The sequence below is a fragment of the Nocardioides sp. zg-1230 genome, assembly GCF_013155335.1.
Classification (GTDB): domain Bacteria; phylum Actinomycetota; class Actinomycetes; order Propionibacteriales; family Nocardioidaceae; genus Nocardioides.
In genome coordinates, this window is sequence record NZ_JABJQZ010000001.1 from 1055169 (window position 1) to 1079075 (window position 23907).

28 protein-coding genes are annotated in these 23907 nt (G+C 72.6%); 15 read left to right on the forward strand and 13 right to left on the reverse strand.

All coding sequences use genetic code 11. The annotated features are described in order from the left end of the window. Positions 1–40 precede the first annotated feature (40 nt). Positions 41–922, reverse strand: coding sequence for an Fpg/Nei family DNA glycosylase (locus HOO61_RS05130; protein ID WP_172257478.1), 882 nt, complete (start codon positions 920–922; stop codon positions 41–43). A gap of 46 nt (positions 923–968) precedes the next feature. On the opposite strand from HOO61_RS05130, the gene HOO61_RS05135 reads away from it, so the two are divergent. Both HOO61_RS05135 and HOO61_RS05140 read left to right on the forward strand, forming a co-directional pair. Further along, positions 969–1232: a hypothetical protein gene (locus HOO61_RS05135; protein ID WP_172257479.1), complete on the forward strand. Its 264-nt coding sequence runs from the start codon at positions 969–971 to the stop codon at positions 1230–1232. Positions 1233–1289: 57 nt separating this feature from the next. Next, on the forward strand, positions 1290–2492 hold the full coding sequence (locus HOO61_RS05140) for an ATP-binding protein (protein ID WP_172257480.1): 1203 nt from the start codon (positions 1290–1292) through the stop codon (positions 2490–2492). A 188-nt stretch (positions 2493–2680) separates the two neighbouring features. On the opposite strand, the gene HOO61_RS05145 is transcribed toward HOO61_RS05140, so the two are convergent. Next, a complete protein-coding gene (locus HOO61_RS05145) occupies positions 2681–4108 on the reverse strand; it encodes an NAD(P)/FAD-dependent oxidoreductase (RefSeq protein WP_172257481.1) in 1428 nt (475 codons plus the stop codon). A gap of 191 nt (positions 4109–4299) precedes the next feature. Here HOO61_RS05145 and HOO61_RS05150 point away from each other — a divergent pair, with 191 nt between their 5' ends. Further along, on the forward strand, positions 4300–5310 hold the full coding sequence (locus HOO61_RS05150) for a TerC family protein (RefSeq protein WP_172257482.1): 1011 nt from the start codon (positions 4300–4302) through the stop codon (positions 5308–5310). Positions 5311–5320: 10 nt separating this feature from the next. On the opposite strand, the gene HOO61_RS05155 is transcribed toward HOO61_RS05150, so the two are convergent. Beyond that, positions 5321–5944 carry a LysE family translocator gene (locus HOO61_RS05155; RefSeq protein WP_172257483.1) on the reverse strand — a complete coding sequence of 208 codons (624 nt, stop codon included), beginning with the start codon at positions 5942–5944 and terminating at the stop codon, positions 5321–5323. A gap of 230 nt (positions 5945–6174) precedes the next feature. Between HOO61_RS05155 and HOO61_RS05160 the strand changes: the two genes are divergently transcribed. From HOO61_RS05160 to HOO61_RS05175, 4 genes are read left to right on the forward strand one after another with little or no spacing between them, the layout of a single operon-like run. After that, positions 6175–6663: a DUF2087 domain-containing protein gene (locus tag HOO61_RS05160; protein WP_172257484.1), complete on the forward strand. Its 489-nt coding sequence runs from the start codon at positions 6175–6177 to the stop codon at positions 6661–6663. Between the two features lie 17 nt (positions 6664–6680). Further along, positions 6681–7022, forward strand: coding sequence for a UBP-type zinc finger domain-containing protein (locus tag HOO61_RS05165; RefSeq protein WP_172257485.1), 342 nt, complete (start codon positions 6681–6683; stop codon positions 7020–7022). Positions 7023–7075: 53 nt separating this feature from the next. Continuing rightward, positions 7076–7897, forward strand: a complete 822-nt coding sequence (locus HOO61_RS05170) for a glycerophosphodiester phosphodiesterase family protein (protein WP_172257486.1) — start codon at positions 7076–7078, stop codon at positions 7895–7897. Between the two features lie 9 nt (positions 7898–7906). Then, entirely contained in the window at positions 7907–8836 is a 930-nt protein-coding gene (locus HOO61_RS05175) for a DUF5926 family protein (protein WP_172257487.1), read from the forward strand. A 157-nt stretch (positions 8837–8993) separates the two neighbouring features. Here the strand turns inward: HOO61_RS05175 and HOO61_RS05180 are convergent, their stop codons facing one another. From HOO61_RS05180 to HOO61_RS05215, 8 genes are all read right to left on the reverse strand, one after another. Beyond that, on the reverse strand, positions 8994–9575 hold the full coding sequence (locus tag HOO61_RS05180; RefSeq protein ID WP_172257488.1) for a hypothetical protein: 582 nt from the start codon (positions 9573–9575) through the stop codon (positions 8994–8996). An 18-nt stretch (positions 9576–9593) separates the two neighbouring features. Beyond that, positions 9594–10586 carry an adenylate/guanylate cyclase domain-containing protein gene (locus HOO61_RS05185; RefSeq protein WP_367650034.1) on the reverse strand — a complete coding sequence of 331 codons (993 nt, stop codon included), beginning with the start codon at positions 10584–10586 and terminating at the stop codon, positions 9594–9596. Between the two features lie 3 nt (positions 10587–10589). Continuing rightward, a complete protein-coding gene (locus HOO61_RS05190) occupies positions 10590–10964 on the reverse strand; it encodes a cyclic nucleotide-binding domain-containing protein (protein ID WP_172257489.1) in 375 nt (124 codons plus the stop codon). Between the two features lie 58 nt (positions 10965–11022). Beyond that, positions 11023–12249: an arginine deiminase gene (locus tag HOO61_RS05195; RefSeq protein ID WP_172257490.1), complete on the reverse strand. Its 1227-nt coding sequence runs from the start codon at positions 12247–12249 to the stop codon at positions 11023–11025. 123 nt (positions 12250–12372) lie between these two features. Beyond that, the gene (locus tag HOO61_RS05200) at positions 12373–13209 is read right to left on the reverse strand and encodes a hypothetical protein (protein WP_172257491.1); all 837 of its coding nucleotides are present in this window, start codon (positions 13207–13209) and stop codon (positions 12373–12375) included. Between the two features lie 248 nt (positions 13210–13457). Continuing rightward, positions 13458–14606: a GNAT family N-acetyltransferase gene (locus tag HOO61_RS05205; protein WP_172257492.1), complete on the reverse strand. Its 1149-nt coding sequence runs from the start codon at positions 14604–14606 to the stop codon at positions 13458–13460. Next, positions 14588–15193 (reverse strand): TMEM165/GDT1 family protein, encoded by a 606-nt coding sequence (locus HOO61_RS24790; RefSeq protein ID WP_367650035.1) that lies wholly within the window; start codon positions 15191–15193, stop codon positions 14588–14590. Before HOO61_RS24790 ends, HOO61_RS05205 begins: the two co-directional genes overlap by 19 nt. Positions 15194–15232: 39 nt before the next feature. After that, a complete protein-coding gene (locus HOO61_RS05215) occupies positions 15233–16069 on the reverse strand; it encodes a prephenate dehydratase (protein ID WP_172257493.1) in 837 nt (278 codons plus the stop codon). Positions 16070–16138: 69 nt separating this feature from the next. On the opposite strand from HOO61_RS05215, the gene HOO61_RS05220 reads away from it, so the two are divergent. Further along, on the forward strand, positions 16139–16531 hold the full coding sequence (locus tag HOO61_RS05220; protein WP_172257495.1) for a DUF4446 family protein: 393 nt from the start codon (positions 16139–16141) through the stop codon (positions 16529–16531). Positions 16532–16711: 180 nt separating this feature from the next. After that, positions 16712–17107: a hypothetical protein gene (locus HOO61_RS05225; RefSeq protein WP_172257497.1), complete on the forward strand. Its 396-nt coding sequence runs from the start codon at positions 16712–16714 to the stop codon at positions 17105–17107. Positions 17108–17120: 13 nt separating this feature from the next. Here the strand turns inward: HOO61_RS05225 and HOO61_RS05230 are convergent, their stop codons facing one another. Next, entirely contained in the window at positions 17121–18695 is a 1575-nt protein-coding gene (locus HOO61_RS05230) for a YegS/Rv2252/BmrU family lipid kinase (protein ID WP_367650036.1), read from the reverse strand. A 59-nt stretch (positions 18696–18754) separates the two neighbouring features. Here HOO61_RS05230 and serS point away from each other — a divergent pair, with 59 nt between their 5' ends. The 6 genes from serS to HOO61_RS05260 are packed head-to-tail and all read left to right on the forward strand — an operon-like array spanning position 18755 to position 23130. Next, complete coding sequence (gene serS, locus HOO61_RS05235) at positions 18755–20023, forward strand: serine--tRNA ligase (protein ID WP_172257499.1); 1269 nt, start codon at positions 18755–18757, stop codon at positions 20021–20023. Then, complete coding sequence (locus HOO61_RS05240) at positions 20016–20852, forward strand: HAD family hydrolase (protein ID WP_172257501.1); 837 nt, start codon at positions 20016–20018, stop codon at positions 20850–20852. Before serS ends, HOO61_RS05240 begins: the two co-directional genes overlap by 8 nt. Before the next feature lie 3 nt (positions 20853–20855). Beyond that, positions 20856–21176 (forward strand): DUF1905 domain-containing protein, encoded by a 321-nt coding sequence (locus tag HOO61_RS05245; protein WP_172257503.1) that lies wholly within the window; start codon positions 20856–20858, stop codon positions 21174–21176. After that, positions 21173–21991, forward strand: a complete 819-nt coding sequence (locus tag HOO61_RS05250) for a Cof-type HAD-IIB family hydrolase (RefSeq protein ID WP_172257505.1) — start codon at positions 21173–21175, stop codon at positions 21989–21991. The genes HOO61_RS05245 and HOO61_RS05250 overlap by 4 nt, the downstream gene beginning before the upstream one ends. A gap of 10 nt (positions 21992–22001) precedes the next feature. Next, positions 22002–22571 (forward strand): hypothetical protein, encoded by a 570-nt coding sequence (locus tag HOO61_RS05255; protein WP_172257507.1) that lies wholly within the window; start codon positions 22002–22004, stop codon positions 22569–22571. A gap of 1 nt (position 22572) precedes the next feature. After that, positions 22573–23130, forward strand: coding sequence for a hypothetical protein (locus tag HOO61_RS05260; protein ID WP_172257509.1), 558 nt, complete (start codon positions 22573–22575; stop codon positions 23128–23130). Positions 23131–23134: 4 nt separating this feature from the next. Here the strand turns inward: HOO61_RS05260 and HOO61_RS05265 are convergent, their stop codons facing one another. Beyond that, a complete protein-coding gene (locus HOO61_RS05265; RefSeq protein ID WP_172257510.1) occupies positions 23135–23788 on the reverse strand; it encodes a bacterial proteasome activator family protein in 654 nt (217 codons plus the stop codon). Between the last annotated feature and the right edge of the window lie 119 nt (positions 23789–23907).

The window sequence follows — 23907 nt, forward strand, 5'->3', positions numbered from 1 at the left end:
CATCGGCTGGGCACGCCGGGGCCAAGGGCCCCGCGCGCTGCTACTTGAGCAGCTTGGACATCCGCCGGTCCGCGAGCGGCTTCCCGCCCGTCTGGCACGTCGCGCAGTACTGCAGGCTCGAGTCGGCGAATGACACCTCGCGCACCAGGTCACCGCAGACCGGGCAGGCCTGACCGGTGCGGCCGTGGACGGCGAGGTTGCTCTTCTTCTCACCCTTGAGCTCGCTGGCGGCGAGCCCGCTCGAGCGCTGGACCGCGTCGCCGAGCGTCGTGCGCACGGCGTCGTACAACGTCTGGAGATCGGTCTCGTCGAGGCTGTTGGCCGGCTTGAACGGCGACATCCGCGCGGCGTGGAGGATCTCGTCGGAGTAGGCGTTGCCGATGCCGGCGACGATCGACTGCATGCGCAGCACGCCCTTGATCTGCTTGCGGCCCTCGGCCTCGAGGATCTGGCGCAGCACCTCGATGGTGAAGTCGTCGGACAGCGGGTCGGGTCCGAGCCGGGCGATGCCCTCGACCTCCTGCGGGTCCCGGACGACGTAGATCGCGAGTCCCTTCCGCGTCCCGGCCTCGGTGACGTCGAGCCCGGGCTGGGTCTCGAGGTCCGGGTCGTCGATGACGATGCGGGCGGCGAGCGGGTTCTTGGAGTTCGGCCTGGCCGGCAGGGCCGGCACCTCGTCGCGCCAGCGGATCCAGCCGGCCCGCGCGAGGTGGATGACGAGGTGCACGCCGCTCGCGTCGATGTCGAGGAACTTCCCGTGCCGCGTGACGTCCTCGACGAGCGTGCCGTGCAGCGCGTGCAGCGGCGGGTCGAAGGTCTTGAGTGCGCTGAAGGCGGCCAGGTCGATGCGGCTGATCGCGCGGCCCACGAGGCGACCGCGCAGGTCCTGGGCGAGGGCTTCGACCTCGGGCAGCTCGGGCACGCGCCCAAGTCTAGGCAGAGCCTTGTGGGACGGGTCACAATGGAACATGGCCCAGCAGCGCACCCCTCGCACCGGGGAGGTCTTCCTCGACCCCCGCGGTGAGAACCGCTCGCTGCGCGTGACCTGGCACCACGACCGGCAGCTCGTGGTGCTGTCGCTGTGGCGCGACAACGTCTGTGCCGGCACCTTCCGGCTCGCCGCCGACGAGGTGCCCGACCTGATCGCCCTGCTGCGCCGCGGGCTCGACGACGCGTACGACGCCGCGCGCGAGCGCGTCGACCGGCTCGACCGGCCCAGCGAGGTCGGCTGACTCGCCGACTATCCTGTGATCTAGGGATCTGCTTAGAGACCCGAATAGGGTCTGATCGTGGACCCCATCCGGAACCCGTACGCCCCCGGCGCGGGCCAGCGCCCGCCCGAGCTCGCCGGCCGCGACGAGCAGCTCGCGGCGTTCGGCGTCGTGCTCGAGCGGGTCGCCAACGGTCGCCCCGAGCGCAGCCTCGTCCTCACCGGCCTGCGCGGCGTGGGCAAGACCGTCCTGCTCAACGCGCTCCGCGGCGCGGCCGTGCGCAAGGGCTGGGGCACCGGCAAGCTCGAGGCCCGTCCCGGCCAGGGCCTGCGGCGTCCGCTCAGCAGCGCGCTGCACCAGGCCGTCCGCGAGCTGGGGCACCGCGACGAGGACTCGGTCGACCACGTGCTCGGCGTCATCAAGTCCTTCGCGCACCGCGATGCCGGCGCCGGGGCGAAGCTGAAGGACCAGTGGAGTCCGGGCATCGACGCCGCCGCCGTACGCGGTCGCGCCGACTCCGGCGACATCGAGATCGACCTGGTCGAGCTCTTCACCGACCTCGGCGGGCTCGCGGCCGACGTCGGCAAGGGCATCGGCATCTTCATCGACGAGATGCAGGACCTCGGTGCCGACGACGTGTCCGCGCTGTGCGCCGCCTGCCACGAGCTCAGCCAGTCGGGCCTGCCCGTGATCGTCGTCGGGGCAGGCCTCCCGCACCTGCCGGCCGTGCTGAGCGCCAGCAAGTCCTACAGCGAGCGGTTGTTCCGCTACCAGCGCATCGACCGCCTCTCCCGCGAGGCCGCCGACCGCGCGCTCGAGGCGCCCGCGGCCGACGAGGACGCGGCGTACGAGACCGACGCCCTCGCCGCGATGTACGACGCGACCGGCGGCTACCCCTACTTCATCCAGGCCTACGGCAAGGCCGTGTGGGACCTCGCGCCGCGCTCGCCGACCACCGCGGCGGACGTCGCCGTCGCCGCTCCCGAGGCCGAGTCGGAGCTCGCCGTCGGCTTCTTCGGCTCCCGCTACGAGCGCGCGACGCCGGGGGAGCGGGACTACCTGATGGCGATGGCCGACGTCGCGCAGGCCCAGAGCGGTGCCGGCGGTGACGAGGACTCCGTGCCCAGCTCCGACGTCGCCGCGGCGCTCGGCAAGAAGCCCCAGTCGCTGTCCCCGGCCCGCGACTCGCTGCTCAAGAAGGGCCTCGTCTACTCCGGCGAGCGCGGCCGCATCGCCTTCACCGTGCCCCACTTCGGGCGCTACCTCCGCGAGCGCGGCTGAGCGTCCTCCGCCGCGCGCCCGACCGCCGGTGCCTGGGCGGTGGTCCACCCACATTCTGGGCGCGCAGAATGTCGCTCCGCCACCGCCCACCGGCGCGTCCTACGTCGACACGCCCCGAGCGGTGGTCCAGCCACATCCCTGATGCCCAGAATGTGGCTCCACCACCGCTCGGCGGCGGGCGGGGCGGATCAGGCGGGCGGGGGCGGCGGCGGGGTGCGGAAGGACGGCGGGAGCTCCTCGAGGAGCCGGACCCAGAGCTCGGACGCGGTGGGGTACGACGGCACGGCGTGGCGCAGCACGTGCACCGGGACGCCGCCGGTGACGGCCACCGTCGCCGCGTGGAGCATCTCGCCTGCCTCGGGGCCGACGAACGTCGCGCCGAGAAGGAGGCGGGTGTCGGCGTCAATGACGAGCTGGGCGTCGCCGGCGACGTGGTCGCGCAGCAGCCCGGTGCCGGCGGCCGAGGAGGTCGGCACCCGGGTCACGACGACCTCGTGACCGGCGTCGCGGGCCTGGGCCTCGGTGAGCCCGACGCTCGCGACCTCGGGCTCGGTGAAGACGACCTGCGGGACCGGTGCCTCGCGGTCCGGCTCCCAGGCGACCTCGCCCGCCGCGGCGGCCGCGATGCGGGCCCCGACGACGCGGGCCTGGTGCTTGCCCCAGTGGGTGAGGGGCGGTCCGCCGGAGGCGTCGCCGACGACGTGCAGCCACTCGGGCAGCCGGCCGTCCGTGACGTCGTCCGCCGTCAGGCCGACCGACGACAGCCCCAGGTCGTCGAGCCGCGGGCTCCGGCCGATCGCGAGCAGCACCTCGTCGGCCTCGATCTCGCCGCCGGTGGTGGTCAGGGTGACGGTGCCGCCATGGACGCGCCCGGTGCCGGTGTCCTCGGGGGCCGCGCGGCGTACGTCCTCGACGGAGGTGCCGAGCAGGACGGTGACGCCGCGCTCGCGCAGTCCGGCGAGCACGGCCTCGCCGGCGAAGGGCTCGGTCCGGCCCAGCAGCCGCGGGCCGCGGACGACGAGCGTGACCGACGAGCCGAGCGCGGCCATCCAGGTCGCGGCCTCGCACGCGACCACGCCGCCGCCGACGACGACCAACCGGTCGGGCACCTCCACCACGCCGGTGGCGTCGCGGGAGTCCCACGGGAGCGCGTCGGCGTACTCGTCGGGGACGTGCGCCGCGCTGCCGGTGGCGATGACCACGGCCTGTCGCGCCCGGAGCACCACGTCGGCGCCGTCGGCCGGGGAGACGCGCACGCTCCGTTCGCCGCTGAGCCGCGCTTCGCCGCGCACGACGTCGAGGCCGGCGCCGTTCGCCCACTCCACCTGGCCGGAGTCGTCGTAGTGCGAGACCCAGGTGTCGCGGCGCTCGAGCAGCGCCTTCGTGGCGACGTGGGCCGTCGACACGCCGGGCAGGTCGGCCGTCACGTCGGCTGCCGCGACCGGGCGCAGCAGCGCCTTGCTCGGGATGCAGGCCCAGTAGCTGCACTCGCCGCCGAGCAGCTCGTGCTCGACGAGGACCGCCGTCCTGCCGGTGCCCTCGACGGCGTACTGCGCGGCGTTCTCCCCGGCGGGGCCGGCACCGATGACCACGACGTCGTACTCGACTGTCTCCATGCCGGGGACGATACGGGGCAGGCGGATTCGCCGTCCCTTGCCCGTTCAACTAAAATCACCGCCGAGGGGAGTACCCCACCAACGCTCGTCGGTCACTACGGCGCCTCAGCAGGCGCCCCGGCGAACGGCCGCCCCAACGGATGAGCACCGGGCGGCGGGGGAGACCTCAGGAACTGATCCTGAGGAGACCCATGTCGTCCATCGCGTCCCCCACCCTGTGGTTCGTCACCATCGGAGTGGTGCTCGCCCTGCTCGTCGTCGACTTCATCGCCACGCGCAAGCCGCACGAGGTCACGATGAAGGAGGCCATCGGCTGGTCGGCGTTCTACGTCGCGCTGCCGTTGGCCTTCGGCCTCTACGTCTGGAACGTCCACGGCGGCGACCGCGGCCTGGAGTACTACACCGGCTACCTCGTCGAGAAGACGTTGAGCGTCGACAACCTGTTCGTCTTCATGCTGCTGCTCGCGGCCTTCGCGGTGCCGAAGGTCCTCCAGCAGCGGGTGCTGCTCTTCGGCATCATCGGCGCGCTCGTGCTGCGCGGCATCTTCATCGCCCTCGGCGCGGCAGCCCTGTCCCGCTTCGACTGGGTGTTCCTGGTCTTCGGCGCGATCCTGCTGCTCACCGGCGTCAAGCTGCTGCGCGACGCCGTCCGCGGCCAGGAGCACGAGGTCGACGTCGCCGAGATGCGCGTGGTCAAGGTGATGCGCCGGATCATGCCGGTCACCGACGACTACGAGGGCACCCGCCTCACCGTCGTGCAGCAGGGCCGCCGGGCGCTGACGCCGCTGGCCCTCGTCACCGTCGCCGTGCTCGCCACCGACGTCGTCTTCGCCGTCGACTCGGTGCCCGCGGTCTACGGCATCACCGGCGACCCCTACCTGGTCTTCGTGACGAACGCCTTCGCACTGCTCGGCCTGCGCGCGCTCTACTTCGTGCTGCAGGGCGCGCTCGGCGCGCTGCGGCACCTCAGCTACGGCCTCGCCGCGATCCTGGGCTTCATCGGTGGCAAGCTGGTGCTGCACTGGGCGCACCTGGTGTGGCCGTCGGTCCCCGACGTGCCCACGCTGATGTCGCTGTTCGTGATCGTCGGCATCCTCGGCGTCACGATCGCCACGAGCCTGTGGGCCAACAAGCGGGACCGCGACCGGGCCCCGGAGGCCGGGACCCCGGACGACGAGCCGGAGGTCGTCGAGACGCGCTGAGCGCCACGGCTCACTCGACGGTCAGCATCGTCGCCCCGAGGCCGATCATCATCGTGCCGCCGGTGGCGCTGAGGGCGTCGAGCCGCGAGGGGCGGCGCGCGAACCACGTGCGCGCCGTCCCCGCGGCGAGCGCCCAGGCGCTGTCGGACGCGGCGGCCATGACCCCGAAGACGAGGCCGAGCAGCATCGTCTGCAGGGCCACCGGGCCGGTCGCGTCGGTGAACTGCGGGAGGAAGGCCACGAAGAACACGATCGTCTTGGGGTTGGTCGCACCCACGGTGAAGCCGATCCGCACCGGGTGCCCGCGCCGGACCGGCGCCTGGTCGTCCATCGCGAGGCGCGCGTCGCTGCGGTGACGGATGGCCTGCACGCCGAGCCACACGACGTACGCGGCGCCGAGCAGCTTCACGACGGTGTACGCCGTCGCGCTCGCCGCGACGACCGCGCCGAGCCCGACCGCCACGAGGACGACCTGGGCCACCAGCCCGAGGGCGTTGCCGACCACCGACAGGAGCGCCTCGCGGCGCCCGACAGTCAGGGCCCGTCCGATGGTGAAGAGCAGGCTCGGACCCGGCACCTGGATGAACAGGATCGAGGCGACGAGGAAGGCCACCCACTGGCTCGACGACGGCATGGCCCCAGTGTGGGGCGCCGGCGCCGTGGCGCGAAAGTGCTTTGCCGTCGACCATGAGTTTCTGGGAGACTCAGCGGCGAGGGCGACGTCCGCCGCCCAGCCCGACGCGCCGGCCCCAGTCCGCGCACACGGCGAAGGGGAGCAGATCCTCGGACGCATCCGCGAGTCAGGTTCGTCGACGCCCGCTGCAGCGGCGCACTGGGGGCGCAGCGCAGCCGAAGGTGATCGACATGACCAGGAACAGTGACTTCAAGCAGGTCGTCCGCGCTCGCATGGCCGCGACCGGCGAGGGCTACACCGCCGCGCGGGCGGCGCTCCAGCAGGAGGCGTACGACGCCGCGCGCGCCGAGCAGGAGCGGCTCGTCGGGCGGCTCTTCCGGGCTGGCCGGATCGAGCGGGTGCCCGCCAAGCGGAAGGTCCGGGCGGCGGTGCTGCTCGAGGTGCTCAGCCGGTTCGAGCCGGGCCGTGTCTACGCAGAGCCCGAGGTCAACGAGGTGCTCCTCGGGGTGCACGAGGACTTCGCCTACCTGCGCCGCGAGCTGGTGAACTACCACTACCTCGAGCGGGCGGACGGCCGCTACCGCACGGCCGCGCAGGCGCCGACCCGCTCGGCGGTCGAGCGACAGGAGATCCCGGCCTGGGAGGCGCACTGGCTGCCCGGCTTCCCCTCCGGCGCGGGGGCGGGAGCCGCAGCCGGGGCCTTCCGCCGCGAGCCCTGAGGCGGCAGGCTGGGGGCATGACGGCAGGCATCGACCCCGCAGCGTCCCCGTCGGGCACCGGGTGCCAGGAGTGCGAGGAGGCCGGCGGCTGGTGGGTCCACCTGCGCCGGTGCGCCCAGTGCGGGCACGTCGGGTGCTGCGACTCCAGCCCCTCCCAGCACGCCACCGCGCACTTCCGGGCGACCGGCCACCCCGTGGTGCAGAGCTTCGAGCCCGGCGAGGACTGGTTCTGGGACTACGACCGCTCGGTCGGCGTGGAGGGGCCCCGGCTTGCCGACCCGCAGAGCCGACCGGAGGACCAGACGGTCCCCGGGCCGGCCGGCCGGGTGCCGGACGACTGGCGCGACCACGTGCACTGACGCCGCCCATCGGGGTGCCGTGTCGCGCGTCGTGTGCGTGCCATGCTCGGGCCATGCGACGTACGCCGCGCACGCGCCGGGACCGGACGCCCCGTGACCGGCCGCAGGTCGTCGCCCACCGCGGCAGCAGCCACGAGACCGCCGAGCACACGCTCGCGGCCTACGTGAAGGCCCTCGACGAGGGTGCCGATGCGCTGGAGTGCGACGTCCGGCTGACGGCCGACGGGCACCTCGTGTGCGTGCACGACCGCGACCTGCGGCGTACGACGTCCACGCCCGGGCTCGTCTCGACGATGAACCTCGCCGAGCTCGACGAGCTCGACTTCGCCTCGTGGAAGAACCCGTGGTCCGAGCTCGACGACGAGGCGCCGGCCCGCGACCCGGACGCCGGCAAGGTGCTCACCCTGCGCAAGCTCCTGGAGACGGTCGCCGACTACGACCGGCGCGTCGAGCTCGCCGTGGAGACCAAGCACCCCACCCGCTACGGCGGCCTGGTCGAGCGGCGCCTGGTCGACGTGCTGGGCGACTTCGGATGGGACAAACCGGGGTCGCCCGCCCGGGTGATGAGCTTCTCCCTCAACGCCGTCAACCGCGTACGCCGTCTCGCGCCCGGGCTCGACGTCGTCATCCTGGTCGAGAAGGCGCACCACTGGCCGGTGCTGCGCCCGGTGGTCGGCGACGACTGGATCGTCGGCCCCGGGATCAAGGAGCTGCGCGACCACCCCGGGCTCGGCCGCCACCTGCGCAAGGAGGGCCGCGAGATCCACGTCTGGACGGTGAACACCGCCGAGGACCTCGACCTCTGCCTCGACCTCGGCGTCACCGCGGTCATCAGCGACCGGCCGGCCTACATGCTGGAGCTGCTCGGCCGATAGGTTCTGGGCATGGCCAAGAAGTCCCGCAAGCCCGCCCCGTCCGCCTCCGCCGCCGGCGAGGTCGGCCCCCGCCAGCCCTGCCCGTGCGGTTCGGGCAAGCGCTACAAGGCCTGCCACGGTGCGGCCGGCGGCGCCGCGCCGACGTTCGTCGCCCGCCCCTTCGAGGGCATGCCGAGCGAGTGCGACGTCATCGCGCTGCGCGAGCTGGTCCCGGCCGCGACGGCGCCGCTGACCCTGAAGGAGGGCGACCGCAAGGTCCGTCTGGCGACCCTCCTGCCCGGGGCCGCCCCGGCCATGGTGCGCGAGTCGGGCGACATCTGGCTCGGCCTGCAGGTCCAGCACTCGTACGGCAACCCGGCCCGCGACCTCGGCGCCGTGCTCGAGGCCGCGCTGGCCACCGAGGAGCCGGGCATCGTCGGGCTGATGACCGACCCGGGTGAGGGCCCGAGCATCCAGGACCTGATCAGCGACACCAGCCTCGACATCACGGTGCACGACGGGTTCGAGTACTGGATCGACGACATCCCCGAGCGCGACGCGACCATGGAGGCCGCGCTCGAGCAGGCCAACGGGGGCGTCATGCCGACCAGCCGGCTCACCTCGGTCGAGGCGGCGTACTGGACCAACGTCGGCACCAAGGAGCACCTGCGCTGGGTCATGCCGCACCCCGAGGACGAGCTGCTCGACGCGCTCGCCCGGCTGCACGCCGCGGGCAAGGATTCCGTGGCCGAGGGCTCCCGGTTCGTGGGGATGTTCCGTGCGCACGGCCTGCTGGCCCCGGTCTGGGACCTCCCGGTCGGCACGGGCGCGGAGGTGCTCGAGGAGCCGGCAGCGCGGTTCGCGACCGACCTCGAGGAGGCTCTCGCAGGCGGGGAGCTGAGTGCCGCCGAGCGGTCCGCGCGAGCAGGACTCGCCAACCGTCAGGTGACGATCCGGTAAGAACCGGTCCACCATCCGACCACGGCTCGAACACAACGGATCCAACGGTTGTGCGGGCCCTCCGGGGCGGAGTAGATTCGTCTCTGCCCGGTCGTTGTTGTTTCCCCCGTCAACAACGACCGGGCTTTCACGTCTCCGGGCGGCCCGGTTCCCGGCGTCAGGCGGCGTGCCGCCCCGCGCGCGGCGCGAGGATGCGTCGGTTGACCGCGGGTCCCCACCACGTAGCCGCGACGAAGAGCCCGGCGAGCGTCCACACCAGGGCGTCGTACGTCGCCAGCACGAAGGCGACGAGGAAGCCGTCGAGGAGGGCGCCGTGGGTCCCGTCCCAGGCGATGGGGACGCGCTCCGACGTCGGCGTGCGGGACAGCGCGACGACAGTGCCGTCGACCCGGTACGCCACGGCCGAGGGGCCGAAGCCGAGGACCGTGCGGTCGTCCGCCGGGAGCAGGTGGACCAGGTCGCTGTCGTCGGGCCCTTCGCCGACGCCCCGCACGTACCAGTCGACCATCCGGGTGCGCCTGCTGTCGTTGCGCGGACCGAGGGTCACGTCTTCCTCCGCGAGGCAGTCCACGGTGGAGGCGCCGCACGTGACGCCGGCGCGCAGCACGCGGTGCTCGTGCACGCTCACCCACAGGTCGCGCACGAGCAACGGCAGGCCCAGCAGGAAGACCACGGCCACGGCGCGAGACACCCACAGGCGGGAGCCGTCGAACGGGTGCGCGACGCGTTCGCGGTCCAAGCGCCGAGACTAGGGGGGTCAGTCGTCCCTGCCGGTGGTCCGCACGCGCCACGCCTCGAGGTGCGTGAACCCCTTGGCCGAGATGCGGCGGGCCCGCCGGAACCGCCAGCCGTCCTCGTCACCGGTGGCGAGCGCCTCGTGGACGCCCACGTCGACCAGCACGCTGCCCGGCCGGGCGGCCGACGTCAGGCGGGCGGCGGCGTCGACCGTCGAGCCGAAGACGTCGCCGAGACGTCGTACGACGGACCCGTGGGCGATGCCGGCCCGCACCGCCGGGAACGGGTCGTCCTCGTCGGCGCCGCGCGCGGTCAGCGCGAGCGCGACCTCCACTGCGGCGGCCGGGTCGGCGACGGTGAAGAGGACCTCGTCGCCGATCGTCTTGATCACCTGGCCGCCGTGGTCGACCACGAGCGCGGTGGTGTCCTGCTCGAAGCCGTCGACCCACCGCACCAGCGCGGGCCCGTCGAGGCTGCGGCTCTGCGTGGTGTAGCCGACGATGTCGACGAAGCACACCGACAGCTGTGACTCGGTGGTGGTCAGGGTGCTCGCGTCCTCGAGCAGGTGCTCGGCCGCGCTGGCGAGGTGGCGGCGCCAGACGTAGCCCTGGAGCGCCTCGACGCGGGGGAGCACCTCGCTCACCAGGTCGGTGAGGTCGGTCGGGCCGGCGGTCGCGTCGCCGTCCTCGGCGGCCAGGCCGGCGAGCAGCGTCGTCTGCCACTCGGCGAGGCGGGCGTAGCTGCGGCCCCAGGTCCGCACGAGCGCCGCCTGCGACTCCGGAGACAGGACCCCGATCCGCACCAGCTCGGCCGAGAGCCGCAGCGCCTCGACGTCGCTCTCGGCGAACGCGACGTCGTCGTCGGCGCGGTGGGGGAAGCCGAGCTGGTGCCACAGGGTGATCGCGACGTCCAGGGGCACCCCGGCACGCTCGGCCACCTCGACGCGGATCAGGCTCGGCTCCTCGCCGAGGAGGACGACCCCCAGCGCCCGGGCGTCGTGTCCCGGATCGCTCACGGCTCAGCCGCTCTCGAGGCGCCCGGTCGCCGCCGACCGGAGAGCCTCGCCGAAGGCGGGGATCTCGGCGGCGAGGTCCTCGATCGTCTCGCGGGTGAAGTGGACGACCCGCAGCGGCGTCAGGGCCACGACGGTCGCCGAGCGCAAGGTCCGGTTGACGATGGCGGCCTCACCCACCACGGCGCCAGGACCCAGGGTGGCGACCTCGACGCCGCCCCTGCGGACCGACACCTCGCCCTCGGTGATCAGGTAGGCCTTGTCGGCCGGTGTCCGCTCCGCGATGGGCGACCAGCCCTGCGGGAGGCTCAGGGCGCGACCTGCGGCCAGCACGCGTTCGACGTCGGCGGGCCCGAGCCCGTCCAGGATCGAGTCAGTCATGCCCCCTCAACGATCCAGCGGGGCGAGGGTGATGCCCGGGCTCAGCCTGGGTCCAGGCTCAGTCCGCGTGCAGCGGCTCCCGGGAGATCGGGCAGCTCATGCAGCGCGGGCCGCCGCGACCCGAGCCCAGCTCCGACCCCGCGATGCGGACGACCTCGATGCCAGCGTCCTCGAGCCGGTCGTTGGTCTCGTCGTTGCGCTCGTAGGCCACCGCGACCCGCGGCGCGAGGGCGAGGGTGTTGTTGCCGTCGTCCCACTGCTCGCGCTCGGCGGTGACGGGGTCGAGGCCGGTGTCGATCTGGTGGAGCGTGTCGATCTGCATCGCCTTGGCCGCGGCGACGAGGAAGGGCTCGGAGTCGCTGACGCTCAGGGTCAGGTCGGACTCGCCCGAGCCCGGGTCGTCGAGCGTGACCGTCACCGCGCGGAGGGTGTCGGCGACGTTGGGATACATCACGACCTTGTCGACGTCGACCATCGTGCAGACGGTGTCGAGGTGCATCGTCGCGCGCTCCTGCGCGATCGGCACGGCCAGCACGGTGTGGGCGAGGTCGGCGTGGAAGACCTGGCGGGCGAGCCGCTCCACCCCGGCGGGCGTCGTACGCTCCCCGACCCCGACGGCGATCACGCCCGGGGCCAGGAGCAGGACGTCGCCGCCCTCCACGTGCTCGTTGTGCCAGCCGTGGATCTTGCGGGTTCCGGCGAAGCGCGGGTGCTCGGTGTAGATCAGCTCGGTCAGCTGCGTCTCGCGCTTGCGGGCCGGCATCGCGAGGCTGGTGACGGCCACGCGGTCGCGCACCCACACGCTCGAGTCGCGGGTGAAGAGCAGGTTGGGCAGCGGGTCGATGAGGAAGTCGTGCGGGTCGAGCAGGCTCGTGACCAGCCCGTGCCCGCCCTTGACCTCGTCGTTGCGGATGCCCGCGGTCAGCACGTCGGTCAGCTCGGCGGGGGAGAGGTCGCGCAGCGCCTGCGCGAGGTAGCGGCGCATGGTGTCGCCGAGGTGCAGCCCCGACAGCGCGCTCGTGATGGCGTGGTTGCGGGCCATCTCGCTCTCGAGCGTCTCGGTGAGCAGCTCGGTCAGGTAGAGCACCTCCACGCCTCGGTTGCGCAGCGTCTCCGCGAACGCGTCGTGCTCCTCCTGCGCCCGGCTCACCCACGGGATCCCGTCGAAGAGCAGGCGGTCGTTGTTGCGAGGCGTGAGGCGCTTGAGCTCGTTGCCGGGGCGGTGGAGCATGACGGTGGCCAGTCGGCCGACCTCGCTGTCGGCTCCGTGCGGGGTGGTGACCATAGGCGGGACTCTAGCGCTGCCGGTGGCGAGCGTCTTGCTCGGAAGTCGGCGCCTGCGCCCGCGCACGTGCGGCGGTTGTGGCCCCGCGGGTGGCGATCCGAGGGCCACATCCGCCGCACGTGCTCAGGCTGCGTCGGCGTGACCCGGGAAGTGTGCGCGCCACTCCTCGCTCAGGCGCAGCGGTACGCCGGGCAGGCCGCGGGCGAGCAGGACGCGATGGAGGCGGCGGAGGGTCTGCACTGGGGTGGAGTAGATCCCGGAGCTGATCACGGGCAACAACCGCCAGTCCGAGTCGTCCACCGCGCCTCGGCGCTCGAGGTCGGCCTCCCAGGCCCCGGGGACGAGCACGTGGACCTTGCCGTTGAACTCGACCGCCACCTTGACCGCCGGGTAGCTGAGGTCGTACTTGCGGATCACCTCGCCCGCCCCGTCGCGTACCTTGAGGTTGACCTGCGGCTCCGGTAGGCCGGCCAGCACGATGAGCATGCGGAGCCGCGTCTCCATCGGCGAGTCCACGTCGCGCCGGACGTACGACGCCGCCCGCCGGGCCGGTGACGCGGCCTTGTGCCGCGCGTCCGCGCAGAAGCGGACCAGTCCCTCGGGGGTGACCAGCCGGCGACGGACCATGGCGTCCCCGAGGACCACGAGGTCGACCAACGTCAGCAACTCGGCCATCTCGACGAACAACATCAGCGGTTCGGTTACCCGGACGCCGTTGACCACGCGCGTAGCGCTGTGGCGTCCGACGTGCGCCTTCACACCGCGGTGGCGCCGGCGATGCCCCGCGCGCCGGACGCTCACGTGCTCGTCGGCGATCGTCGGGATCGGGAGGTCGTAAACCCGTGCAGCCGAGGCGTGGCTCGCCCACGCCGCACCGTCGTCGTACGGCAGCAGGGCAGCCCGGGCGCGCACACGCGGCGTGACGACCGTCGGCGCGGCGACGTAAGTGCCCGGCAGCACCAGACGGAAGCCTGGCCCGCGCAGGGCCTTGGGACTCACTCCGGCATCGAGTGCGGTGCGACGCAGGAAGGGTTTCCTCGGATCGAGGTCCATCCACGGATGGTGCCCGGATCTCGGCACGCGTCGCGTGCATCATCCGCAGGGCCCCGCGCACGTGCGGCGGTCCTGGCCCCGGAAACGTCGATCTGAGGGCCATACCCGCCGCACGTGCGGGCGCGGGGGCTGCGGGGCGGACCGACGAGGCCGGGTCAGGCCTGAGCCCGCCACTCCTCGCGGAGGAGGGCGTACTCGTAGGAGTCGGTCCAGGTGCCCTTGGACCAGAAGTCCCCGAGGCGGTGGACCTCGCGTCGCATGCCGAGGCGCTCGCAGAGGGCGGCAGAGCGGTCGTTGCGCGCGTCGAGGTTGGCGACGATCCGCCGGAGGCCGAAGTGCTCGAACCCCAGGCGCAGCACGGCGCGGGCGGCCTCGGTGGCGTACCCGCGGCCGCCGGACCCGGGCAGGATCGTCCAGCCGATCTCACCCTCGGTGAGCCCGGTGCCCTGGAGGTGCAGCATCGAGTCGCCGACCACGGTGCCGTCGTGGGTGGCGACCACGAGCCCGACGAAGGCACCATCACCGGTCTCCATGCGTCGCCGGACCATCTCGCCGACCTCCGCGCGGTTCATCGGCCGGCTCAGCAGCAGGCTCGTCCACTCCTCCGAGGCCCATCCGACTGCGAACGCGTCGGCGTCCGCGGCCTCGAAGGGGCGCAGCACCAGCCGCTCCGTGCGCAGCGGCCAGTCCGGCGGGACCGGGGTGAGGAACGCCTCGCGCGGGACGTCGACCCACCGCTCGCGGACCGTGGGGCCGCCGAAGCGCAGCCGGTCGTACGCCGTCATCGGCAGGAGGAGCGCGTCGAGCCCGGGCACGGCCAGCACGCCGTCGACGGCCTGGCCGAGCAGGCCGCGGCCGATCGGGTCGTGCGGATCGTGGCGGAGCAGCTCGACCGCGGCCTCCGCCTCGGCGACGCGCTCGGTCTTGGCCTTGATGCGCGTGGGCGTCACGTCGCGCAGGCAGACGTACTGCCCGGACAGGTAGTGGCCCCACTCCTGCTCGCCGGTGGCCGGGTCGTCGGGCCAGAAGGCGACGAACCAGTCGTGCAGGCGGTCGAGGCCACCGGCGACCTCGGCCAGGGTGCCGTGGTCCGCGGGCACCATCGGCGTCCCGTCACCCAGCACGTACGACGGCAGCGGCAGGCGGCCGGCCAGCATCTGCTCCATGGCGGCGGGCGTCGCCTCGACGAAGTGCTCGCGGACGTAGGCGTCGTCGGCCTCGGTCATCGGGTGGTCGCCGTTGACGGCGACGAAGCGGTCCCGGACAGCAGCGACCAGGGGGTCGCTCAGCGCGTCATCTCCCACACCGTCAAGGCTGCCATGAACAGGCAGACGGCCGCACCCACGTAGTGCAGCACCGAGAGCCGAACGCGCTGGAGCAGCAGCCGGCCGACGATGACCGCGAGGCCGGAGACCGCGAGCAGGGCGCCCCAGGCGCCGAGGAAGACCGACACCGGGTCGTCGTACTTGGCGACGAGGGAGATCGTCAGCAGCTGCGAGAGGTCGCCCCACTCGGCGGCGAAGAGGACCAGGAAGGACGTGACGATGACCTTGAACCCGTGGGCCGCGGAGTCGGACTTGGCGGCGTACTCGTCCTCCTGCGCCCCTTCGTCGGCGTCGGCGGTGCGCGCGGCCCGGAAGAGGATGATCGCGCCGATCACGAACATCAGCGCGGCGACGGTGTGGATCAGCTGCTCGGGCAGGAACGACGCAGCCTTGCCGATGCCGACCGCGACGCCCGTCTGCACGAGGAAGGCGAGCGCGACGCCGATCCAGACGAAGAGCGGCCGCATCTTCGTCGACATCACCAGCGTGGCGATGAACGTCTTGTCGGGCAGCTCGACGACGAAGATGGCGCCGAAGGCGAGGGCGACGACGAGAGGCTCGATCACGGTCCCGAGTCTTTCATTGCCTGTTCAACGACCTGACGGCTACTCCGCCCGGAAGGCGTCGGCGGGGTAGACGCCGAGGACCTTGACCTCGGTGGTGAAGAACGCGAGCTCCTCCAGCGCGTTGCGGACCGGCGTGTCGTCGGGGTGGCCGTCGACCTCGGCGAGGAACTGGGTGGCGGTGAAGTGCCCGTCGACCATGTAGGACTCGAGCTTGGTCATGTTGACGCCGTTCGTCGCGAAGCCGCCGAGGGCCTTGTAGAGGGCGGCGGGGAGGTTGCGCACGTTGAAGATGAACGTCGTCACGACCGGGCCGTTGCCGGACGGGGCCTGCTCGAAGTCGCGGGAGAGGACGACGAAGCGGGTGGTGTTGTGGTCCTCGTCCTCGATCTCCTCGCGCAGCACCTGCAGGCCGTAGATCTCCGCGGCCAGCGGCGGCGCGATCGCGGCCTGGGTCGGGTCGCCGGACTCCGCGACCTCCCGGGCGGCGCCCGCGGTGTCACCGGCCACCACCGGCCTGAGGCCGAGCTCGCGGATCACCCCGCGGCACTGGCCGAGGGCGTGGACGTGGCTGTGCACGGTCCGCAGCGACTCGATGCTCGCCTCCGGCAGCGCCATGAGGGAGAACTGGATGCGCAGGAACCGCTCGCCGACGATGTGCAGGTCGGAGGTCGGCAGGAAGTGGTGGATGTCGGCGACCCGGCCCGCGATCGAGTTGTCGATCGGGATCATCGCCAGGTCGGCCTCGCCGGTCTCGACGGCGGCGAAGGCGTCCTCGAACGACGCGCACGCCAGCGGCTCCCAGTCGGGATAGGCCTGCTGGCACACCAGGTGGGAGTTGGCGCCGGGCTCTCCCTGGTAGGCGATGCGTCGGGTCACGTCGGCGAGTGTGTCACCTCCGGCCGTGTCCGACCGCCCGTGACCAGTCGCCGAACATAGGGTCAGCGCATGCTCGATGTCGTCGCCGTCGTCCTCGCCGCCGTCGCGTGCGCGCTCGCCGCCCTCGCCCTCCGTCGTACGACGACCCGCACCGGTGGTGAGGGCGTCGACGCGCTGCCCGAGGACGTGCACGGTCTGCGGCAGGAGGTCGCGGCCCTCAAGGCGGAGAGCTCCGACGCGCTGCGGCACCTGTCGGTGGTGCGGTACGACGCGTTCGGCGACGTCGGCGGGCACCTCAGCTGGAGCCTCGCCGTGCTCGACGACGCCGGCCACGGAGTCGTCCTGACGTCGATCCACGGTCGCAGCGAGGCCCGCACCTACGCCAAGTCGATCTCCTCCTGGTCGTGCGAGCAGCAGCTCTCGCCCGAGGAGGAGGAGGCGATCGAGCACGCCCGCCCCTGAGCCGCTGTAACGCCGGGTTCGTCGCTGTACACACCCTGATGCATCGGGGTGGGTAGTCCCAGTAACCCGGCGTTACAGCAGCTGACGGGCGACGCTCCGGTCTGAGAGCTGCGTTCCCCTGACGGCGTCCGCAAGGCCTGACACGATGTCGTCGTCTGCAGCAGGGGGGCCAGTTTGAGGTTGTCGAGATTCACGTACGCCGTCGCCGGGGCTGTGCTCCTCGCGGCGTGCGGCGGGCCCGGGTCAGACGCGCCGACGAACGCGTCGATCGACGACTTCTGTGCGGCCAAGAGCTGGTTCGTGGCGGAGGGAACGGACCTCTTCTTCGCCAGCGGCCTCCCCTCCGATGGCGAGCTCGTCGAGCTGACCCACGAGTGGGCCTCAGAGCTGGCACGCGTGGGGACGCCGGACAACATGTCCGCGGACGCGCGAGCGGGGTTCGAGAAGCTCATCGACCGTCTCGAGGACATGGAGCCGGGCGACGTCGAGGAGAGAGGCTTCAACTGGGAGGACGGGGAGTGGGAGGACGACGAGGAGAAGTCGTTCGCCCGCTACGTCACCAACACCTGCCCCTGACGGGCACGTGCCGTCAGCGGGGCACGCGCACCAGCAGGCGGCCGTGGATGCACTCCATGTGCAGCTCGCGACCCTCGCCGATGGAGTCGCCGTCGAGCTGGCGGGGGGTGTCGGCGGACGCCTTGATCCGCACCCGCGAGCCGGTGCGGCGGTCGAGCGTCTCGTCGACGATGGTGCTCTTGCGCAGCACGCGCATCGCCACCGTGATCCACGACAGGAACTGCCGCGGGTGGATGATCACCACGTCGAGGATGCCGTCGTCGATGGTGGCGTCGGGCAGCAGCGGCATGCCGGCCTGGAGGAAGCCGACGTTGCCGACGACGACCGTGCGGGCGCGGTGGACGGTGGGCTCCTGGTCGTCGATCTGGATCTCGACCTTCACGGCCGGGAACATCAGCGACCGCAGGCCGGAGACGACGTACGCCACCCAGCCGATCTTCTTCTTGATGTCCTCGTTGACGCCCTCCATGATCGCGGCGTCGAACCCCATGCCGGCCATCACCATGAAGTGGGTGTCCTCGATGCCGTCGCCGCCGACCTCGACGAGGTCGATCGCCCGGTCCTGGCCGTTGAGGGCGACATCGATCGCCGAGCGGATGTAGAGCGGGATGCCGAGGTTGCGGGCGAGGAGGTTGCCCGTGCCCGCGGGGATGATGCCGACCGGGATGCCGGTGCCGGCGAGCTCGGCGCACACCTCGCGCACGGTGCCGTCGCCGCCGCAGACGATGACCAGGTCGGCCCCGGAGACGGCTGCGCGCTCGGCCATGCCGGTGCCCGGGTCCTCGACGGTGGTGTACTGCCAGGTCGGCTCCGACCAGCCGGACTCCGCGGCCATCGAGGCGACGAGCGAGCGGAACTGCCCCACGTCCTCCACCTTGATCGGGTTGAGGATGACCGCGAGCCGCTTCTCCGAGGCGTAGACCTCCGGTAGCGGCTCGACCCGGGATGCGGTCGAGCGCGGCCGGGGGTCGATGAATGCCAGCGCCAGGAAGAAGATCGTCAGGGCCAGCAGGAGGCCGCCGATCACGTCGCTGGGGAAGTGCCGGCCCAGGAGCACCCGGTCCAGGCCCACGAGGACCCACCACGCCACGACGGCCGCGATGCCGAGGCGGCGCAGGCTCGTACGACGTACGAACAGGACGAGCAGCATGACGAGGAGCGCCGCGAAGGCAGCCGTCGACGACGCGTGGCCGGACGGGAAGCTGTAGTTGACGTGCTCGCCCAAGGCGTCCTGCCAGTCCGGTCGGTCACGCCCGAGGAAGCGCTTGAGCACGGTGGTCGCGAGCGAGGTCACCGCCATCACCACGACGACCAGCAGTGCCGCCCAGCGGTGACGACGCAGGACGAGGACGAGCGCCAGCAGCACCGTGAGCACGGTCATGCCGATCGTGCCGAAGGCGACCTCGACGAACCGCAGCGCCTCGACGAGCAGGCCCTGGTCGTCGGCCCAGTCCTCGAGCCGCCGGCCCTCGGTGTCGAAGGTGTCGAGCGGGGACCGGTCACGGGTCACGAGGAAGCCGAGGACCGCGAACAGGGCGGCCGCGAGGGCCGCCCCACCGAGGGCGCGGTTGCGGGAGGCGGGAGTCACCCGCGAAGTATGCCCACACCGGACGGGCCTCCCCACGCCCGGACGGATAGCCTTCTGGTGTGATCGATCCCCGCCTGCTCCGTGACGACCCCGACCGCGTGCGCGCCGCCCAGGCCAAGCGCGGGCTGTCCGACGACGTGGTGGACCGGGCGCTGGCGGCGGACTCCGCACGCCGGCAGGCGATCGCCGACTTCGAGGCGAAGCGGGCCGAGCAGAAGGCCAGCGGCGCGCTCGTCGCCAAGGCGCAGGGCGAGGAGAAGCAGGCCCTGCTCGCTCAGGTCAAGGAGCTCGCCGCGGGCGTCAAGCAGGCAGAGGCCGCGCGCAACGCCGCCGAGGCCGAGTGGGACGAGGCGATCAAGGCAATCCCGAACATCGCCGCCGACGAGGCGCCCGCCGGTGGCGAGGACGACTTCGTCACTCTCGAGCACGTCGGCACCCCGCGGGAGTTCGACTTCGAGCCGCGCGACCACATCGAGCTCGGCAAGCTCCTCGGCGCCATCGACCTCGAGCGCGGCGCGAAGGTCAGCGGCTCGCGCTTCTACTTCCTCACCGGCGTCGGCGCGCAGCTCGAGCTCGCGCTGGTCAACCTGGCGATGGACCAGGCCCGCAACGCCGGCTTCACCCAGGTGATCGCCCCGTCGCTGGTCAAGCCGCGCGCCATGGAGGGCACCGGCTTCCTCGGCCAGGCCGCCGACGACGTCTACCGCATCGAGGGCGAGGACCTCTACCTCGTCGGCACGAGCGAGGTCGCGATGGCGGCCTACCACTCCGACGAGATCCTCGACGCCGGTTCGCTGCCGCGCCGCTACGCCGCCTTGAGCCCGTGCTTCCGCAAGGAGGCCGGCAGCCACGGCAAGGACACCAAGGGCATCATCCGGGTCCACTGGTTCGACAAGGTGGAGATGTTCGTCCACACGACCGTGGAGGAGTCGTACGCCGAGCACGAGCGGTTGCTGGCGTGGGAGAAGGAGTTCCTCGACAAGCTCGAGCTCGCCTACCGGGTCATCGACACCGCTGCCGGCGACCTCGGCCTCAGCGCGCAGCGCAAGTTCGACTGCGAGGCGTGGATCCCGACGCAGGGCAAGTACCGCGAGCTCACCTCGACCTCCAACTGCACCGACTTCCAGGCGCGCCGCCTCGACATCCGCACCCGCGACGACCACGGCCAGACGGTGCCGGTCGCGACCCTCAACGGCACGCTGACCGCTATCCCGCGGGCGATCGTGGCGATCCTCGAGACCCACCAGAACGAGGACGGATCGGTCACCGTGCCGCAGGCGCTGCGCCCCTACCTCGGCGGCCTGGAAGTGATGAAGCCCCTTGGCTGACTGGACCCCCCGGGTCGTTGCGCTCGACATCGACGGCACGCTCCTGAAGTGGGTCGACGGGCAGACCGAGGACTACGAGACCATCACGCCCGAGGTCTACGACGCCGTGCACCGCACCCTCGACGCCGGCGCCCACGTCGTGCTGGCGAGCGGCCGCTCGCCGCACGGCATGACGACGATCGCCGACCTGCTCGACATCCCGCGCGAGGAGGCCGACCGCCTCTGGGTGGTGGCGTCCAACGGCGCGGTGGTCTTCCGCTACCCGCCGATGGAGGTCGTCCACGAGGAGACCTTCGACGCCGCCCCGGCCGTCGCCGCGGTGCTGGAGCACCACCCGCACGCCCTGGTCGCGGTCGAGGAGCGCGAGGTCGGCGGCTACCGCGTCAACCGGGTCTTCCCCGACGGCGAGCTGTCCGGCGAGCAGGTGATCACCCACGTCGACGACATCGTCGGTGAGCCCGTCAGCCGTGTGATCGTCCGCGATCCCGAGGCGACCGCCGACGACTTCATCGAGCTGGCAGCCAGGCTCGGCCTGCACGGCACGGACTACGTCGTCGGCTGGACCGCGTGGCTCGACCTCTCCCCGGTCGGCGTCTCCAAGGCCTCGGGCCTCCAGCACGTCTGCGACAAGATCGGGCTGGCCGCGGCCGACGTGCTGGCGATCGGCGACGGCCGCAACGACATCGAGATGCTCCGCTGGGCCGGTCGCGGCGTGGCCATGGGCCAGGCCGTCGACGAGGTGAAGGCCGCCGCCGACGACGTGACCGCGACCGTGAACGACGAGGGCGCTGCCGTCGAGATCTCGCGCTGGTTCCCCCAGGACTGCTGAGTCGTGGACGAGGGGGTCACCTTCACCGCGGAGCTCTGGCGCTGGACGGCGCGCAAGGAGTCCGCCGACTCGGGCGCGTGGTGCTTCGTGACCCTGCCCGTCGACCTCGCCGACGAGGTGCGCGAACGGGCCGGCGAGCCGCGGGGCTTCGGCTCGGTCCGGGTGCGGGCCCGGGTCGGCGCGACCACCTGGGACACCAGCGTCTTCCCCGACACCACCTCCGGTGGCTTCGTGCTCCCGGTGAAGAAGGCGGTCCGCACGGCCGCGGGCGTGACCGAGGGTGACCTGCTCACCGTCACCGTGACCGTCCGGGACGGCTCGTGAGCTCTCCCCGCCTCGTGGCCACCGACCTCGACGGCACCCTCCTCGACTCGGAGGGCCGGGTCTCCGCACGCACCCGCGCGGTGCTCGACGAGCTCGACGCCGCCGGCGTACCGGTCGTGTTCACCACCGGACGGCCCATCCGCTGGATGGAGGAGCTGTGGGAGGCCGTCGGCGGGCACGGGATCGCGATCTGCAGCAACGGGGGGATCGTGTACGACGTCGCGCGCCGCGAGGTGGCGACCGCCCGGACCATCCCGGCCGAGGTGCTGCGCGAGGTGGCCGCGCGGCTGCGCGCGGACCTGCCCGGCACCGTCTTCGCGCTCGAGAAGACCACGGGCTTCGCGAAGGAGCCCGGCTTCATGCCGCGGCTGGCGGTCAACCTCGCGCCCGACGTGCCGACCGCTCCTCTGGAGGAGCTCGTCGACGGTGACGTGGTCAAGCTGCTCGCCCGCCACGAGGGGCACGAGCCAGAGCCCTACTGGGAGCTGGTCGCCGACGCTCTGGGCGAGCAGGTCGTCACGACCTGGTCGTCGGTGGGCACGCTGGTGGAGATCAGCGCGGCTGGGGTCACCAAGGCGTCGACGCTGGCCACTGTCGCGGCCGGGATGGGCCTGGGTCCCGACGACGTCGTGGCGTTCGGCGACATGCCCAACGACCTGCCGATGCTGGAGTGGGCCGGCACGTCCTACGCGATGGCCAACGCCCACCCGACGGTGCGCGAGCTCGCCGACCACCTCGCGCCCCACCACGACGAGGACGGGGTGGCCGCGGTGCTCGCCGACCTCTTCGGTCTCTCCTCCGGTCGCCCTCGCTAGGCTGCCCGCCATGATCCGCGCCGTCCGACTCGCTGCCGCACTGCTCCTCGCGTGCCTCGGCCTCGTGGTGACGGTCCAGGCCCCGGCCGCGGCCGACTGCACCTGCCAGCCCGGCGGTCTCGGGCAGCAGGTCGAGCGCGCCGACGCGGTCTTCATCGGCACCGTCGACAACGTCGAGGTCGCCGGCAACGACCACACCTACGACGTCACCGCGTCGCGGGCCTACCAGGGCGAGCCGGAGCGCACCACGCAGGTCTTCTCCGCCGGCGGGAAGAACGCCTGCGGCCTCGGCGAGCTCGCGGTCGGCACCTCCTACGTCTTCCTCGCCACCGGCACCGAGGCGCCGTTCGAGGCCGACAGCTGCGGCGGCACCAGCGAGGCCAACCCGTCCAAGGTGTCCAGGATCGAGGGCCTCCTCGGCGAGGGCACCTCGGTCGAGCCGCCCCCGCCCCCGACCGCCGAGCGCACGCTGGTCGAGGACTCGCCGCCCGCCGGGTTCGCCCGCACGGCGGCACCCGGCGCCGCCGCCGCGATCATCGGCCTCCTCGGCCTCGTCGTCGTACGCCGCCTCGCGCGCTGACGTGGTCCTCCGCCTGCTCGCCGTCCTGGCGCTGCTGGTGGGCGGGCTCGCGCTGGGGTCGGCCGCCCCGGCCGCGGCGTGCAGCTGCGTCCGCCTGTCGCCGGAGGAGTACGCCGCCCGCGCGGACGTCGCGTTCGTCGGGTCCGCGACGAGCGAGCGGGCCGCGGACGGGGAGGTGGTCTACCGCTTCACCGTCGAGACCGTCCACGCCGGCCGGGTGAACCGCACGCAGGACGTCGTTGCGCCGCGGACGGGCAGCACGTGCGACCAGCGGCTGCCGCTGGACCGCGAGCTGCTGGTGCTCGCCACCCTCGACGCTCGCGGTCGCCCGGCGCTGCAGGACTGCCTGGACGTCGCCTGGTACGCCGAGGACAACTACGCGGGCAAGGTGGCCGCGGCCCTCGGCCCGGGGACGCGACCGCTTCCCGGCCGGTCGGAGGTCGAGGTGGAGGACACGCCGGTGCGCGACCTGCTGTGGTCCGCAGCGGCGATCGGGGTCGTCGGGGCGCTCGGCATGGTCGTCGTACGACGTCTCGCACGCACGTCGGGTCGGGGCTGAGCCCTCAGAGGTACATGCCGCCGCGGTTGCCGGCCGAGTCGTCCGACTCCTGGCCGCCGCCCGGCATGGTGGGCATGCCGGTGGGCTGGTGCGGACCGTGGTCGGGGCGCCCGCCGTGGCCGGCCGGGAGGGCGCGGCGCATCTGCTCGAGCTGGGCGCGGGAGGCCATCTGCTGGGCGTAGATCGCCGTCTGGATGCCGTGGAAGAGGCCCTCGAGCCAGCCGACGAGCTGGGCCTGGGCGATCCGGAGCTCGCCCTCGGACGGGGTGCCGTCCTCGGTGAACGGGAGCGAGAGCCGCTCGAGCTCCTCGACCAGCTCGGGCGCGAGGCCCGTCTCGAGCTCCTTGATCGACGCGGCGTGGATGTCCTTCAGGCGGTTGCGGCTGGCCTCGTCGAGCGGCGCCGCCTTCACCTCCTCGAGGAGCTGGCGGATCATGCTGCCGATCCGCATCACCTTGGCCGGCTGCTCGACCAGCTCGGTGATGTGGCGCTCGCCGTCGCCGTCCTCGTCGTCACCCTCACCGGCGACCTGCGTCATCTCCGGGAGCGCGCTCGCCGGGATGGTGCCGATGGGCTGTCCGTCGGGGCCGACGACCACGACCTGCTCCTCACCGCCGCTCGGGGCTGCGGCGGGCTCGGGCTGCTGCTGCTCGGTCATGGCTCCCACCCTAGGTCCCGCCCGGTGGCGCCCGCCCGAGCGGTGGTCCACCGACATTTCTCGGCGCCGAAACGTGGGTGGGCCACCGCTCATGGGCGTGTCGGGCCGTGTTGTCGTAC

Bases quoted from the DNA above. Each gene is read 5' to 3' on its own strand.
- HOO61_RS05135 (WP_172257479.1), top strand. From the start codon at position 969: ATGGCCCAGCAGCGCACCCCTCGCACCGGGGAGGTCTTCCTCGACCCC.
- HOO61_RS05145 (WP_172257481.1), bottom strand. From the start codon at position 4,108: ATGGAGACAGTCGAGTACGACGTCGTGGTCATCGGTGCCGGCCCCGCC.
- HOO61_RS05150 (WP_172257482.1), top strand. From the start codon at position 4,300: ATGTCGTCCATCGCGTCCCCCACCCTGTGGTTCGTCACCATCGGAGTG.
- HOO61_RS05155 (WP_172257483.1), bottom strand. From the start codon at position 5,944: ATGCCGTCGTCGAGCCAGTGGGTGGCCTTCCTCGTCGCCTCGATCCTG.
- HOO61_RS05160 (WP_172257484.1), top strand. From the start codon at position 6,175: ATGACCAGGAACAGTGACTTCAAGCAGGTCGTCCGCGCTCGCATGGCC.
- HOO61_RS05165 (WP_172257485.1), top strand. From the start codon at position 6,681: ATGACGGCAGGCATCGACCCCGCAGCGTCCCCGTCGGGCACCGGGTGC.
- HOO61_RS05170 (WP_172257486.1), top strand. From the start codon at position 7,076: ATGCGACGTACGCCGCGCACGCGCCGGGACCGGACGCCCCGTGACCGG.
- HOO61_RS05175 (WP_172257487.1), top strand. From the start codon at position 7,907: ATGGCCAAGAAGTCCCGCAAGCCCGCCCCGTCCGCCTCCGCCGCCGGC.
- HOO61_RS05190 (WP_172257489.1), bottom strand. From the start codon at position 10,964: ATGACTGACTCGATCCTGGACGGGCTCGGGCCCGCCGACGTCGAACGC.
- HOO61_RS05195 (WP_172257490.1), bottom strand. From the start codon at position 12,249: ATGGTCACCACCCCGCACGGAGCCGACAGCGAGGTCGGCCGACTGGCC.
- HOO61_RS05220 (WP_172257495.1), top strand. From the start codon at position 16,139: ATGCTCGATGTCGTCGCCGTCGTCCTCGCCGCCGTCGCGTGCGCGCTC.
- HOO61_RS05255 (WP_172257507.1), top strand. From the start codon at position 22,002: ATGATCCGCGCCGTCCGACTCGCTGCCGCACTGCTCCTCGCGTGCCTC.
- HOO61_RS05265 (WP_172257510.1), bottom strand. From the start codon at position 23,788: ATGACCGAGCAGCAGCAGCCCGAGCCCGCCGCAGCCCCGAGCGGCGGT.